The sequence below is a fragment of the Chromobacterium sp. FG22 genome (genome assembly GCF_057809415.1).
Genome location: NZ_JBMDJX010000006.1, coordinates 16,934 through 32,530 on the forward strand (window position 1 = coordinate 16,934; position 15,597 = coordinate 32,530).

At 67.4% G+C, this 15,597-nt stretch carries 4 protein-coding genes; all 4 read left to right on the forward strand.

The window, feature by feature from the left end; genetic code table 11:
- Nucleotides 1–337: 337 nt before the first annotated feature.
- Nucleotides 338–7,048 carry an SDR family NAD(P)-dependent oxidoreductase gene (locus ACODSD_RS07725; RefSeq protein ID WP_488877109.1) on the forward strand — a complete coding sequence of 2,237 codons (6,711 nt, stop codon included), beginning with the start codon at nt 338–340 and terminating at the stop codon, nt 7,046–7,048.
- Between the two features lie 241 nt (nt 7,049–7,289).
- Complete coding sequence (locus tag ACODSD_RS07730) at nt 7,290–11,624, forward strand: hotdog fold thioesterase (protein ID WP_488877110.1); 4,335 nt, start codon at nt 7,290–7,292, stop codon at nt 11,622–11,624.
- Complete coding sequence (locus ACODSD_RS07735; protein WP_488877111.1) at nt 11,625–14,717, forward strand: PfaD family polyunsaturated fatty acid/polyketide biosynthesis protein; 3,093 nt, start codon at nt 11,625–11,627, stop codon at nt 14,715–14,717.
- On the forward strand, nt 14,714–15,478 hold the full coding sequence (locus ACODSD_RS07740; RefSeq protein ID WP_488877112.1) for an SDR family NAD(P)-dependent oxidoreductase: 765 nt from the start codon (nt 14,714–14,716) through the stop codon (nt 15,476–15,478). Before ACODSD_RS07735 ends, ACODSD_RS07740 begins: the two co-directional genes overlap by 4 nt.
- Nucleotides 15,479–15,597 lie beyond the last annotated feature (119 nt).

The window sequence follows — 15,597 nt, forward strand, 5'->3', positions numbered from 1 at the left end:
TTTTTCTCCAGATATGTGGAGGTAAATCAGTCAACTGCAAGAAAGCCCTAAGGAAACACTAAGATTTCAACGTCATAATTTTCCAAAACCGGATTTGACAGTTTCGGTTGTAAAGATTTTGTCAAGTTGAGATCGCGGTTTTGGATGTGGTTTGCGTAATAGGCAGCAGGCGCGTGCGGCGGTTCGCCGGACGCGAATTCGATCCAGGCTTTGCGTGCGGGACCGGATTTAAAGAAAGGCAGTCGACCCTGGCCGTGCGGCCGGCGATTGCGCTTCCCGGTTGGTGCGCGGCGGCAAGCGAATGATGCGAAACAGCAGGTTCACCGCGGGAGGAGCAATGAGCAAGACCGTATCGAGCAGGATAGGACCGGGCACGGTGGATATCGCGATTGTGGGCATGGCCAGCCACTTTCCCGATGCGGCCACCTTGTACGATTTCTGGACCAATATCGTCGACAAGAAGGATTCCCTGACCGACATCGACCAGAAGAACGGCGATGAGTACTGGCGCAAGGAAGACTATTACAGCGCGGACCCGAGCGCCGCCGACAAGACTTACGGCCATCGCGCCGGTTTCGTGCCGGCCATCGATTTCGATCCGGTGGAATTCAAACTGCCGCCGCTGATGCTGGAGTCCATCAGCACCGCGCAGATCTTCGCGCTGCACGTGGCCAAACAGGCGATGCTGGACGCCAGGCTGGTGGGCGAGGACGCCTTGCCGGTGGATAAAGACCGCGTGGGCGTGATCCTGGGCGGCGCCGGCAACGGCAACACTTCCTTCTCGCTGGCCTTCCGCCAGCAGGAGCCGTATCTGCGCAAGGTGCTGAACCACGCCGGCCTGCCCGGCGCGGTGGCCGACGAGGTCATCGACCGCGTCAACCATCTCTATCTGGAATGGAACGAGGACAGCTTCCCCGGCTTCCTCGGCAATGTCGCCTGCGGCCGCATCGCCAGCTACTTCGATCTGGGCGGCACCTCTTATATGGTGGACGCCGCTTGCGCCAGCAGCCTGGCCGCGATCAAGGCGGCGGTGGGCGAGCTGGTGGACGGCAGCTGCGACGTGGTGCTGACCGGCGGCGTCAACCTGGAAAACTCGATCTTCTCCTTCCTGTGCTTCAGCAAGACGCCGGCCCTGTCCAAGAGCAATCTGTCGCGGCCCTTCGACGAATCCTCGGACGGCATGATGCTGGGCGACGGCGTGGGCTTCCTGGTGCTCAAGCGCCTGGAAGACGCCGAGCGCGACGGCGATCGCGTTTACGCGGTGATCAAATCCTTGCAGGCCTCCAGCGACGGCCGCGCCAAAAGCATTTTCGCGCCGCGTCACGAAGGCCAGGTCAAGGCGATGCAACGCGCTTACGCGCGCGCCGGCATTTCTCCGGCCGAGATCCAGTTGGTGGAGGCGCACGGCACCGGCACCCAGTCCGGCGACGAGACCGAGATCAAGAGCTTGCGCGCCGTGTTCGAGGCCGGCGGCGCTCAGCCCGGCTCGGTGGCCATCGGCAGCGTCAAATCGCAGATCGGCCATACCCGTTGCGCCGCCGGCGCGGCGGCGATGATGAAGGCCGCGCTCGGCCTCTATCACAAGGTGTTGCCGCCCACCATCAACGTCAGCCAGCCCAGCCGCGAACTGGCGGACAGCGCCAGCCCCTTCTACGTCAACATCGACAGCCGGCCCTGGCTGAGCCCGGTGGACGGCGCGCCGCGCCGTGCCGCCTTGAGCGCCTACGGCTTCGGCGGCACCAACTACCACGCCATCATGGAAGAGCATCAGGCGCGGCCGCAGGGCGATTTCCGCCTGAACCTGCGCCCGGAAGTGGTGCTGCTGCACGCGGACGGCCCGGAGCAGCTGCTGGCGCTGGCCGAGCACAAGCTGGATGCCTTCCGCGCCGAAGACGCCGGTTATCAGTTCCGTCTGCACCAAGGCGCGGCGGCGCGCGCGCCGGCCGATTCCGCGCGCCTGGCTTTCGTCGCGGGCTCCGCCGAACAGGCGGCCGGCCTGCTGGACGAGGCGATCAAGCTGCTGCGGGCGCGGCCGGATCAGGACTGGGAACACCCGCTGGGCATTTACTACAAGCGCGAGGCGGCTCCGCTGGCCGGCCGCGTGGTGGCCTTGTTCCCCGGACAGGGCGCGCAGTACGTGAACATGGGCCGCGACATCGCCAACGATTACCCGGCGATGCGCGAAACCCTGGAAGGCCTGGACGCCGCGGCGCACGCCGACGGGCTGCCGCTGCCTTCGGCGGCGATTTTCCCGCCGCCGGCCTTCGACGCGGAGACGGCGGACCGCCAGATGGCGGAGCTGACCCAAACCCGCACCGCGCAGCCGGCGATAGGCGCGATCAGCGCCGGCTACTACAAGCTGCTGCGCGGTCTGGGCCTGCGGCCGGACTTCCTGGCCGGCCACAGCTACGGCGAGGTGACCGCTCTGTGGGCCGCCGGCGTCTTGAGCGACGAGAACTTCTACCGCGCCTCGCTGGCGCGCGGCGCGGCGGTGGCCAGCCCGGTGCCGGGCGGCGAGCCGGGCGCGATGCTGGCGGCCTCGCTGCCGGAGAGCGAAGCCAGCGCGGTGCTGGAGCGCTTCCCGGAGCTGGTGGTGGCCAATTACAACTCGCAGCAGCAACTGGTGTTCGGCGGCGCCGGCGACATCATCCGCCAGGCCCATGAGTTCCTGAACGAGCGCAAGGTGCGCAGCCAGGTGCTGGCAGTGTCGGCGGCCTTCCACACCGACTTCGTGCGCCACGCTTGCGCGCCGTTCGAGGCCAGCCTGGCCGGCATTCCGTTCCAGGCGCCGCAAGCCGCGGTGTACTCCACCGCCAGCGGCGAGCGCCACGCCGACGACCCGGCCAAGATCAAGCAGTCCTTGATCGGCCAACTGGTCAGCCCGGTGCGCTTCCAGCAAACCATTGAACGCATTCATCAGCAGGGCGGCTATCTCTTCGTCGAGATCGGCCCCAAGGGCATTCTGGGCAAGCTGGTGGCGGACATCCTCAAGGACAAGCCGCACGCGGTGGTGTCGCTGAACCCCAGCGCCAACGGCGAGGAAGCCCTGCAATTCAAGCGCGCGCTGGCGCGGCTGGCGGTGGAGGGGGTGGAGCTGAGCTCCACCGATCCGCAGGCGGCGCTGCCGCTGGCGACGGCGCCCAAGAAAAAGGCGCTGACTTACACAATGAGCGGCGGCTTCTTCTACTCGGAGAAAGCCAAGCAGCGCCGCGCGCACGCCATGCGCAAGGATACGCGCGTCATCGACGCCTTCATCGACGAGCGGCTCGCCGCCAGCTCGCCGCCGCGGGCGCCGGAGACGGAGCGGGATAGTACGGTAGTGGTGGAAACTTTGGTCGACAACAGGGACGACATGGTGTGGCTGGAGCCGGTCCATGTCATAAGCGGAGAGGGAATCATGCAACGCAGTAGCTCGGACAACGAAGTATTGAGCGTATTGGACGCGCAAATCCAGGCGCAGAACATGCTCAGCCAGGTGCACCAGCAGTTCCAGCTGAATCAGAAGGACTACATTCAGCTGCTGGATTCGCTGATGAACAAGCAATACACCTTGCTGGAGAAATTCCAGGGTAGCCAGCAACTGACGGAAGTGGTGGCCAGCCTGGGCCAGAGCCTGCAGCTGCTGGACAAGAACCAGGAGCTCTACCACGTCAACCACGAACATTATTTCGACAACCAGCAAGCTTTGCTGGGCGCCGACGTCGCCGCCCGCGGCGGCCAGGTGGCCGCTCGCCTGCAACAGCGCGCGCCGCTGGAAGTGAGCTTGCCGACGCCGCGCGCCGCGGTGGAATTGCCGGCGGCCGCGCCCCTGGCTCAGCCCGCCGCCGCGCCTGCGGCCCCGGCGCCTCAAGTGAGCGCGGTGCAGGCGCCCAAGCCGACGCTGCAGGAGATTCCGCAAGCAGCCGCTCCGGTCGCCGCGCCGGCCCCGGTAGCCGCGCCCGCTCCGGCAGCCGCCGCGCCCGCCGCCGCGATCAGCGCCGAGGACCAGGCCCTGATCCAGCGCTTCGAAGCCTTGACCGAGGCCGACCTGATCAAGCAACTGATCGCCATCGTCAGCGACCGCACCGGCTACCCGGCCGACATGATCAATGAAGACATGGATCTGGAAGCCGACCTGGGCATCGATTCGATCAAGCGCCTGGAAATCTTCGGCGCCATGTTCGACCAGCTGTCCGCCGAGGTGCCGCACTTCCAGGACATGGAAAAACAGAAGGACATGGAAACCTTCGACATCGACGCCTTCAGCAACATCCGCAAGATGGGCGGCTTCTTCAAGCAGACCATCTCCGAACTGCTGACCGAGCTGAAGCAGGGCGGCGCTGCTGCGCCGGCCGCGGAAGCCGCTCCGGCGCCGGAGGCCGCGCCGGCCCCGGTCTCCAGCGAGCCCGCCTTGCACGAAACCCCGGCGGCGGAGGCCAAGCCTTTGCGTCAGCTGGGCGTGGTGTCGTCCACCAAGAAACTGGTGTCCGACGTTGCCGTGGAGGACTCCGCAGCAAAAAAATCCCTAGCTGAGCCCCGGGAGACGGCATCTGCCCTCGCTCAGCAATCCCCTGTAAGTGATGCCCATACGGTAGCCGCGTCCATCCATCGTTTTCAGGCGCGGAAACAAGCTTTGCCCAAGCCGGACCTGCTGGAGCTGGCCGCCGGCCGGCTCTGGCTGCTGACCGACGACGGCAAGGGTTTAAGCGAAGAAGTGGCCAAACAGCTGCTGGCCCACGGCCAGCAGGTGGCGCGGCTGGTGTTCAAGTGGCAGCAGGCCAAGGGCCAGCGCAAGGCGATCAAGCACGTCAACGACTACGTGCTGGAACGCGCCGACGAGCTGGCGCTGGAAGACGTGCTGTCGCGGATCGCGGTGGCCGAAGGGCAGGTGGGCGGCTTCATCCACCTGCAAGCGCCGGCCGGCAACGTCAAATCGCTGGCCAACGCCTTCGCCGCGGCCGAGTACGACACCGCTCAGGCCTTGTTCCTGCTGGCCAAGCTGCTGCAGCCCTCGCTGACGCAGCCCGGTCTCGGCCGCGCCTGCTTCTTCGTGGCCAGCCAGCTGGACGGCGAGCTGGGCACCGCCCGGCGCGCCGCCTTCCCGGTGGCCGCCGCCGGCGTCAGCGGCCTGAGCAAGGCGCTGAACATCGAGTGGGAAGACGTGTTCTGCCGCACCGTGGATTTCGATCCCAAATGCGGCAAGAGCGCCATCGCCGCGATGTTGCTGGAAGAACTGCGCGACGTGCAGTCCGACGTGGCCGAAGTGGGCCGCGGCGTCAAGGGCGAGCGGATGACGCTGGGCTTCGAGGAGGCGCCGACCGATCCGCAGGCCGTGGCCGGCATCGACGCCAAGACCGTGTTTCTGGTCACCGGCGGCGCGCGCGGCATCACCGCCGAGTGCGTGATCGCGCTGGCCAAGCGTTATCCGGCCCGCTTCGCGCTGCTGGGCCGCACCCGCATCGACGCGCCGCTGCCGGAATGGGCGGAGGGCGGCGGTGAAGTGGCCGAGCTCAAGGCGCGCGCCATCCGCCATCTGCAACAGCAAGGCGAGACGGTGACCCCGGTCAAGGTGGACGCCTTGCTCAAGGAGCTGCTGCAACTGGCCGAGGTGCGCGACACCATCGCCCGGATCGAGCAGGCCGGCGGCCAGGCCATCTATCTGGCTTGCGACATCGGCGACGCCAAGGACGTGGCGCGGGCGGCGGCGGAAGCGCAGCGGCAGCTGGGCCCCATCCGCGGCATCATCCACGGCGCCGGCAACCTGGCGGACAAGCGCATCGAGAAAAAGACCCCGGCCGATTTCCGCTCGGTGTTCCACACCAAGGTGAAAGGGCTGGAGAACCTGCTGGCGGCGGTCAAGCCGGACGGTTTGCGTCATCTGGTGCTGTTCTCCTCGGTGTCGGGCTTCTTCGGCAACGCCGGCCAGACCGATTACGCGATGGCCAACGACGCGCTGAACAAGTTCGCCTATCTGTACCAGACCCTGTACCCGAAACAGCAGGTGCGCAGCATCAACTGGGGTCCGTGGGACAGCGGCATGGTCAACGACGTGCTGAAGAAGGCCTACGCCGACCGCGGCCTGGCCATCATCCCCACCGCCGTGGGCGCGCAGTTCTTCGTCGACGAGTTCGCCGCCGGCCTGGTGCCGCAGGTGATCGTGGGCGGCGGCAGCTACAAGGTGGGGCGCAAGCAGAAGACCCTGCCGGCGCTGACCCGGGTGGAGCGCGAGCTGGACCCGGCCGTCAACGGCTTCCTGGGCGATCACGTGGTGGGCGGACAGCCGGTGCTGCCGGCCACCGCCGCGGCCGGCTGGATGGTGCAGCTGTGCGAAGACCTGCTGCCCGGCTATCGGCTGGAGACGCTGACGGACTTCCGCGTGCTCAAGGGCGTGGTGTTCGACGCCGGCGAGCAGCGGCGCTTCATCGCCGAACTGCGGCCGGTGGCCGAAGCCGGCGGCAACGGCGACCGTCACACGCTGGAGGTGAGCATCTTCAACCAGGTGGACGGGGCCGCGCTGAACCGCTACCAGGCGCGGGTGACCATGAGCCGGCTGGCGGCGGAAGCGCCGCTGGACGGGCCCAAGGCGCCGGCGGGCGAGCCGCTGGAGCATGCGCCGCTGTACGGCGACATGCGCGACGGCGCCTGGCTGTTCCACGGCCCGGCCTTCCGCGGCGTGCAGTCCTTGTTCCGTCTCGACGGCCAGGGCTTGCAAGCGGGCGGTAGGCTGGCCGCCGCGGGCGGACAGGGGCAGTTCCCGGTGAACTCCTTCAACCCCTACCTGGCGGACGTGGCTTTGCAAACGCCGCTGATCTGGCTGATGTCGCAGTCGGACAAGGCGGGGCTGCCGCTGCAGATCGCCGAGTGGCGGCAGTACGCGCCGCTGGCTTTCGACCAGGCCTTCTATCTGAGCATGGCGGTCACGGCGCAAACCGCGACCACTTTGCTGGCCGACGTCACCGTCCACGGCGCCGACGGCAAGGTGTACAGCAAGCTGTCCGGCTTGCAGTTCACCGTGTCGAAGAAGCTGCGGCAGCTGATGTGCGACCCGGAGGCCAGCGTGGCGGTGTGACGCGAGCAAGGCTGCGCCTGCGGGCGCCGCCGGTCCGGAGCGCGGCGACGCGTTCCGGCCATACAGCCGAGGCGCGGCGGCGGAAGGTCCGCCTTGCCGCCGCCGCACTCGAAATCGGCCCGCGCCGGTTCAATCCTGATCCCGCGCCGCCGCCCGCCGCTTCAACAACGGCCGGCGGCGGAGGGGGACGGTTGCGCCCAAGGTTTGGGAATGTTGGCTCTACTTTAGGCATGAATGCACTATGGAAGAAATCGCCATTATCGGATTAGGCTGCCTGTTTCCAGGCGCCGAAACGCCAGAACAGTACTGGCGCAACCTGCTGGAGCGGCGGGATTGCACCTCGGAATTGAGCCGGGAAGAGCTGGGCGTGGACCCGGCGTTGTATCGCCACCCGGTGCCGGGCACCGCGGACAAGATCGCCTACAACAAGAACGGCCATGTGCGCGGCTTCAAGCTGGACGCCGGCCGCTACCGCCTGCCGGCCGCGCAGCTGGAGGCGCTGGACCCCTTGTTCCAATGGACGCTGTACGCGGCGGAACAGGCTTTGATCGACGCCGGCCAGGGTGTGGGCCACAGCGCCGAGGCGCTGGAGCGCTGCGGCCTGATCATCGGCAATATCGGCATGCCCACGCACGCCGGCAAGAAGCTTCTCAACGGTTTCTACCAAGGCATCCTGGAACCCTACGTCCAGGAACTGCTGCAACGCGACGATTTCCATTTCCGCCAGCCCTGGCAGGCGGAAGGCTTGTCCGATCTCAATCTGATGACCGGCAGCCACAACGCCACGCTGGCGGCCCAGGCGCTGGGCCTGGCCGGCCCCAGCTTCGCGCTGGACGCGGCTTGCGCCTCCGCGCTGTACGCCATCCGCGTGGCCAGTTACTACCTGCAAAGCGGCAAGGCCGACCTGATGCTGGCCGGCGCGGTCTGCCACGCCGACCACATCTACATCGATCACGGCTTCAATGTGTTGCAGGCCTTCCCGGCCGACGGCCAGTCGGTGCCGTTCGACCGCAACTCCCAGGGTCTGAAGGCCGGCGAGGGCGCCAGCGTGATCGCGCTCAAGCGCTACGCCGACGCGGTGCGCGACAAGGACCGCATCTACGGCGTGATTGAATCCATCGGCCTGTCCAACGACGGCGGCGCCAAGCACATCCTGGTGCCGGACCTCAACGGCCAGCTGCTGTCGCTGAAGCGCGCCTACGACGGCGTGGACAAGAACATCGATTATCTGGAATGCCACGCCACCGGCACCCCGGTGGGCGATCAGGTGGAGCTGGGCTCGGTGGAGACCTTCTTCGCCGACCAGGCGCAGCGGCCGCTGATCGGCGCCAACAAGGGCAATATCGGCCATATGCTGACCGCCTCCGGCATGGCCAGCATCCTCAAAGTGCTGCTGGCGATGCGCAGCGGCGTGATCCCGCCGACGCTGAACGTGGAAGACATGGTCAGCACCCCGGGCGGCCAGCTGGACATCCGCCACGTGGTGCGCGACACCACGCCGTGGCCGCAGCGCGGCCAGGCCAAGCGCGCCGGCATCAACGCCTTCGGCTTCGGCGGCGTCAACGGCCACATGGTGCTGCGCGAACACCGCCCCGACGCGCCAGTGACCGCCTGGCCGCAACTGCCGGCCGAACAACAAAGCCTGGCCATCGTCGGCGTGGGCGTGGCGCTGGCGGACACTGAAACCCCGGACGCCCTGTTGCGGACGGTGGCCGAGGGCCGCCGCCACTTCCGCCCGCTGCCGCGCACCCGCTGGCTGGGCCTGGAGGGGCGCGCCGACGTGCTGGGCGCGCGCGGCTACCGTCAGGCGCCGGCCGGCGCCTATATCGAGCAGTTCGATTTCGACTGCAAGCGCTTCAAGCTGCCGCCCAAGGTGGTGGGCAGCCATCTGCTGTCGCATTTGTTCCTGATGCCCATCGCCGAGCGCGCCTTCTACGACGCCGGCTACCAGCTGGACGGCCACAAGCGCAATATCGCCGTCATCGTCGCCGGCGACGTCGACTACAGCTGCTCGCGCTATCAGGCGCGCAACGAGATGGCCTGGCAGGTGCGCGACAGCCTGGCGCACAGCGGCATCTCGCTGAGCGAGGCGCAGACCGCGGCGCTGGAAACCATCGTCAAGGACAGCCTGTTCCCGGAACCGTATCCGGAAGGCATCACCGGCGGCATCGGCAATGTGGTGGCCAGCCGCATCGCCGCCCATCTGAAGCTGGACGGCCCGGCCTTCTCGCTGTGCGCGCATGAAAACGCCGCCTTCAAGGCGATAGAACTGGCGCAGTTCATGTTGTCCGAGCAATTGGTGGACGCGGTCATCGTCGCCGGCGGCAGCTTCGCCGGCGGTCTGGAAAACGTCTTGTGGGCGCCGCGCCGCGGCGCCGGCCATGTCGACGCGCCGGTGGGCGAGGGCGGCGGCGTGGTGGTGCTCAAGCGCGAGCAGGCGGCCTTGGAAGCCAAGGACCGCATCTACGCGGTGATGCGCGGCCTGGCCATCGGCCACGCCTGCGGCGACAGCACCGAGTTTCAACCGGCGGCGGACGCGGTGGCGCGCTCGGCGGCGGCGGCCTTGCGTCAGGCCGGCGCGGATCCGGCGTCGGTGGGCTATCTGGAGCTGAGCGGCGGCGCGCTGGCCAGCGACAACCAGGTGGAAATCGACGGCTTGTCCCGGGTCTACCGCGACAGCGGCGTCGCCGCCGGTTCGGTGGCCGCCAACTACGGCCAGCTGGCCTCGGCCCAGGGCATCGTCAGCGTGATCAAGGCCGCGCTCTGCCTGCATCGCCGGCAGCTGCCCGGCGCGGCGGCGCTGGCCGCCTATCCGGAGGCCGCGCTGCGCGCCGTGTTCCGCGCCGGAGAAACCGGCGCGGCCTGGCCGGCGCCGGCCGGCGGTCTGCGGCTGGCGGCGGTCAACAGCCTGGGCCTGGACCGCGGCTACGCCCATATGATTCTGCAAGAGCCCGGCGAGGCCAATCGCCTGGAAGCCAGAACGCCGACGCCGCCGCAGACGGGCGGTCCGGCCCTGGTCGCCACCGTGCACACCGGCCGCGAACACACCATCGCCGAGATGATCGTCAACGAGGCCAACCGCGCGCTGTTCGGCGACGTCAAGCCCTGGCGGCGTCCGCAGCCGGTGGCGGAACCGGCGCAGCCGCAGCCGGCCGCCGCGGCGCCGGCCGACAGCGAAGCGCCGGTCTTGCAAAGGCAGCACAGCCGTCAGGCGCAGACCCAGCTCAGCTATCTGCAGGCCGAGCAGCGTTTCTACCAGCGCATCGCGCAACTGCTGGGCGCCGGCGCGCCGGCCGGCCAGCGCCGCGCGGTCAAGCCCAAGGCCGCGGCGCCGGTGCCGCCGCGCCCGCGTCCGCTGTTCGACGAAGCGCAGCTGGTGGAGCTGACCGACGGCTCCATCGCCAAGGTCTTGGGCCCGGATTACGCCGAGGCCGACAGCTACCCGATCCGCACCCGCATGCCGTCGCCGCCGTATATGTTCGCCTCGCGCATCACCGCGCTGTCGGCGCAGCCGGGCAAGCTGGAGCCGTGCTTCATCGAGTGGGAATACGATCTGCACCCCGACGCCTGGTACGTGTCCGACGGCCTGGTGCCGGCCTTCGTGTCGCTGGAAGCCTCGCACGCGATGATCGTCGCCTTCACCTATATCGGCTGCGACCAGCTGTTCAAGGGCCAGCTGCGCTACCGGGCGGTGGACAGCCAGACCACGGTCTACGGTCCCTTGCCCAAGGCCGGCGAAGTGCTGCGCGGACGGGTCAACATCAAGTCCTTCCTCAAGGTAGGCAAGAACGTGCTGATCGCCTACGAGTATCTGTGCTACGTCGGCGATAGGCTGAGCTTCAAGCTGGAGGCCAATTCCGGCTTCTTCCTGCCCAAGGACATCGAAAAATCCAAGGGGGTCAACACCGCGCCCTATCTGAAAGCCGGCCAGCCGGCCGAGCCGTTCCAGCCGCCGCTGCGCTGCGGGCGCGCGTCCTTCGACAACAGCCATATCGAGGCCCTGCAACGCGGCGATTTCGTCGCCTGCTTCGGCGACGCCGCCTACGCCGCGTCGCGCGCGCCGCGCTTGTACGCGCCGGCCGCCAAGATGCTGGACCGGGTGGTGTCCATCTCCGCCTCCGGCGGCGCCTTCGGCCTGGGCGAGGCGGTGGCTGAACGCGACATCGACCCCAGCCACTGGGTGTTCCGCGCCCACTTCAAGAACGACCCGGTGATGCCCGGCACCTTCCTGGTGGAAGGCTGCGAGCAACTGGTCAAGTTCTACCTGTGCTACCTGGGGCTGTATTCGCTGCCGGGCATGGTGCCGCACGCGCTCAGCCCGCACAGCTACAGCGCCAAGTTCCGCGGCGAAGTGAAGTGCGAGGCCGACACCCTGCGTTACCGGCTCACCTGCAAATCCATCCACTGCGACTACCAGGCCGACGGCCAGCTGGAGCGGATGGCGCTGGTCTTCCTCGCGGAGATCATCTACCGCGGCAACGTCATCGGTATGTGCGACAACCTAGGCGCCGGCTTCAGCCGAGCGCCGGCAGCGGCGGACGCTTCGGCGCCGGCGCTGACAGCGATAGAGGCATGAATGAACCAAGACAAGCTTTGCGTGGCGCCGCGCTTTGCGGCCCCGGTGTACAAATGGCAGGGCCATGCCGGCAAGTTCCAGCAGACGCCGGAGCAGGCCCAGGCCCAGTTGCTGGACCTAGCGCGGCCGCTGCACGTGCTGCGCCAGCAGGACGCGGTGCTGCTGGAACCGGCCGGCGGCCTGGCCGGCAACGGCCAGGTGGATTGCCTGGGCATGGTGCCGGCGATGTTGCCGGAGTACTTCGGCGATCCGTCCTTCCTGCGTGACTACGGCGTGCGCTTCGCCTATTACGCGGGCGCCATGGCCGGCGGCATCAACTCCGAGGACATGGTGATCGCGCTGGGTTCGCGCCGCATCCTCAGCGCCTTCGGCGCCGGCGGCCTGACGCTGGAGCGCATCGGCAGCGCCATCCGCCGCATCAAGCAGGCGCTGCCCAACGGCCCGTACGCGATCAACCTGCTGCACAACCCCAGCCAGCCGGACTGGGAGATGAACTGCGTCAAGCTGTTCATCGAACAGGACGTCAAGGTGGTGGAGGCCTCGGCCTACGTCAATCTGTCCGCCGCCATCGTCTACTACCGGGTCAAGGGCCTGGAAGCCGGCGACAAGGGCGCGGTGGTCCGCCGCAACCGCGTGATCGCCAAGGTGTCGCGCCGCGAAGTGGCGCAGCATTTCCTCAGCCCGGCGCCGGAGAAGATCGTGCGCAAGCTGCTGGCCGACGGCCTGATCAGCGAGCGCCAGGCGGAGCTGGCCAAGAAAGTGCCGATGGCCGACGACATCACCGTGGAAGCGGATTCCGGCGGCCACACCGACAACGGCCTGCTCAGCTGCATCTTCCGCTCCATCGCGGAGCTGCGCGACGAAATCTGCGCCGGCCAGGGCTATCCCTTCACCGTGCGCGTCGGCGCCGCCGGCGGCATCGGCAGCCCGCACGCCACGCTGGCGGCGTTCTCGTTGGGCGCCGCCTACGTGGTCACCGGCTCCATCAACCAGGCCTGCGTCGAAGCCGGCACCTCGGACCCGGTCAAGCAATTGCTGGGCAAGGCCAAGATCGCGGACATGGCGATGGCGCCGTCCGCCGATATGTTCGAACTGGGCGCCAAGGTGCAGGTGCTCAAGGGCGGCAGCATGTACGCGGTGCGCGCGCAGAAGCTGCACGGCCTGTACAAGCAGTACCCCGGCCTGGAGCAGATCCCGGCCGCCGAAGTGGCCAGCCTGGAACAGCAGGTGTTCCGCCAGCCGCTGGCCCAGGTATGGGCCGACACCGAGGCCTTCTTCGCCGGCCGCGGCAACCAGGCGCTGATAGACGCCGCCAACGCCAACCCCAAGAAAAAGATGGCGCTGCTGTTCCAGTGGTATCTGGGCCAGTCCTCGCGCTGGGCGATTTCCGGCGCGGCCGAGCGCGCGGTCGATTACCAGATCTGGTGCGGCGCGGCGATGGGCGCGGCCAACGAGTGGCTGCAAGGCAGCGAGCTGGCGCCGGTGGCCAAGCGCAAGGTGGCCGACATCGCGGTGGAGCTGATGGCCGGCGCCGCCTACCTGAGCCGCGTGGCGGCCTTGCGCCAGCTGGGTGTCCTGACGCCGCAGCGGCTGGAGCGTTACCGCCCGCTCAGCGCCCGCATGACGGCGCTGGACGAAGACGACATCGGACCCGAACCCGAATTGAATGACATCCCGTCATCAACCGTAGCACCAACCGTAGCATCACAGGGCAAGCAAGAGGAGAGCAGGAATATGGAAGGCAATACCAAGCTGTCGCTGATCAAGTCCAAGGATTTTTACAAGCAATGCTGGGAGCTGCTGCCGGGCGGCACCCATTACAACTTCGGCGACCCGGAACGGCCGCTGGTGGTGCCGTTCAATCGCGGCCGCAACTCCCGGGTCTGGGATCTGGACGGCAATGAACACCTGGACCTGTTCTGCAAATTCGGCGCGCTCTTCGTCGGCCACCACAACGAGGCTTACAACGAAGCGCTGATCCGCTACATGCAGAAAGTGACCTCGGTGGACACTTGCGACCTGGAAGTCGAAGTCTGCGAACTGATGGTCAAGCACATCCCTTGCGCCGAGATGATCCGCTTCTGCCTGAGCGGCACCGAGGCGGTGCAGAACGCGCTGCGCCTGGCGCGCGGCTTCACCGGCAAGCAGCGCTTCATCCGCTTCCACGGCCACTACCACGGCAACGCCGACAACATCATGGGCGGCCGCAAGCGCCAGGACCTGAGCTTCCCGGTGCCGGAAACCTTCAAGGGCGACCTGCTGGACACCCTGGGCCGCGCCGACGGCGCGCTGGAAGACCAGTCCTTCATGCTGCCGTGGAACGACATCCAGGTGCTGGAAGCCACCATCGAGCGCTACCACAATGAAATCGCCGCGGTGCTGATGGAGCCGATCTGCGTCAACGGCGGCGGCATCTTCCCGCGCGAAGGCTATCTGGAGCGCGCCAAGGAAATCTGCGAGAAGTACAACATCGTGCTGATCTTCGACGAGATCATCACCGGCGTGCGTCTGGGCCTGTCCGGCGCCCAGGGCATCCTCGGCGTCACCCCGCACCTGTCCACCTTCGGCAAGGCGCTGGGCGGCGGCTCGATGCCGATCTCCGCCATCGCCGGCCGTCGCGACATCATGGACCTCTACACCCGCGGCAAGGTGATCCACGCCGGCACCTTCAACGGCTACCCGCTGGGCCTGGCCGCGATCAAGAGCACTTTCGAGCTGATCGAACAGGACCCGGGCTGCTACGAGCGCATGGGCCGCTTCACCGAGCAGATCTCCGACACCTTCATCAAGGCCGCTCACGCCAACGATCTGCCGCTGGTGGTGCAGGGCATGCCCACCGCGCTGGTCTACCACTCGCAGGACACCATGGTGGACCGCTCCGAGGGCTACAGCGACAAGGTCAAGTTCTGCGACATCATCATCCGCGAGATCTCCAAGCGCTACGGCATCCAGTTCTCGCCGCTGTCGCGGATCTACTCCAACCTGCTGATGAACCAGGACGACGTGCGCTTCTTCGAAGAACGCATCTTCGACGCCATGGCCAACGCCCGCAAAGTGATCGACATCGCCTTCAAGGAAGGAGAGGTGGCGTGACCCGGCAAGTCGCCGTCGTCACCGGCGCGGCCGGCGGCTTCGGCAGCGCCATCGTCAAGTCGCTGCTGGAAGTGGGCTACGCGGTGGCGGCCACCGATGTGGACGCCGCCGCGCTGGAGCAGCTGGGCCGGGAGCTGGATTGCCCGGACAGCCTGCGCGGCTTCGTGATGGACGTGACCGATTCCGACAGCGTGGACGCCGCCAGCGCCGCCATCGTCGAGCGCATGGGCGCCAACATCACGGTGCTGGTCAACAACGCCGGCGTCATCGGCCGCGGCTACTGCATGGCGGAAAAAAGCGGGGAACTGGCGAGACGGGTGTTCGACGTCAACCTCAACGGCGCCTTCAACGCCACCGCGGTGTTCTCCCGCCACATGGCGCGGCTGAAGTACGGCCGCATCATCAACATCGCCTCCGTGGCCGGCATCTGGGGCGCGGCCGGCGGGTCGGCGTACGCGGCGTCCAAGGCCGGCCTGATCAAGGCGTCTGAGTCCTGGGCGCGGGAGCTGGGGCCGCTGAACATCAGCGTCACCGCAATTGCGCCGGGCATCTGCAAGACCAAGATGCTGGGCCAGTTCGTCGACCGTCAGATGGTGGAGCAGTCCGACGATGCCATCGTCAAGTCCATCGTGCCGGTGGGGCGCTGGGGGCTGCCGGAGGACATCGCCGAGGTGGTCACCTTCCTGGCCACCTGCAAGACCAACTATCTGAACGCCACCGTCATTCCGCTGGATGGAGGCATGCGGGTAGGCACCTTGTAAGAATCTGTCCAAGGCCTGCTGCGCTTCGGCGATACGGCGTTGAAACCGGTTTCGCTCTAGCTCGCGAGACTTGGATCAGGTTCTGCCGCATAGCGTGACAGGGGGCCGGCTGCGCCGGC

Coding starts and splice junctions, on each gene's coding strand:
- ACODSD_RS07725 (WP_488877109.1), top strand. CDS start 338: ATGAGCAAGACCGTATCGAGCAGGATAGGACCGGGCACGGTGGATATC.
- ACODSD_RS07730 (WP_488877110.1), top strand. CDS start 7,290: ATGGAAGAAATCGCCATTATCGGATTAGGCTGCCTGTTTCCAGGCGCC.
- ACODSD_RS07735 (WP_488877111.1), top strand. CDS start 11,625: ATGAACCAAGACAAGCTTTGCGTGGCGCCGCGCTTTGCGGCCCCGGTG.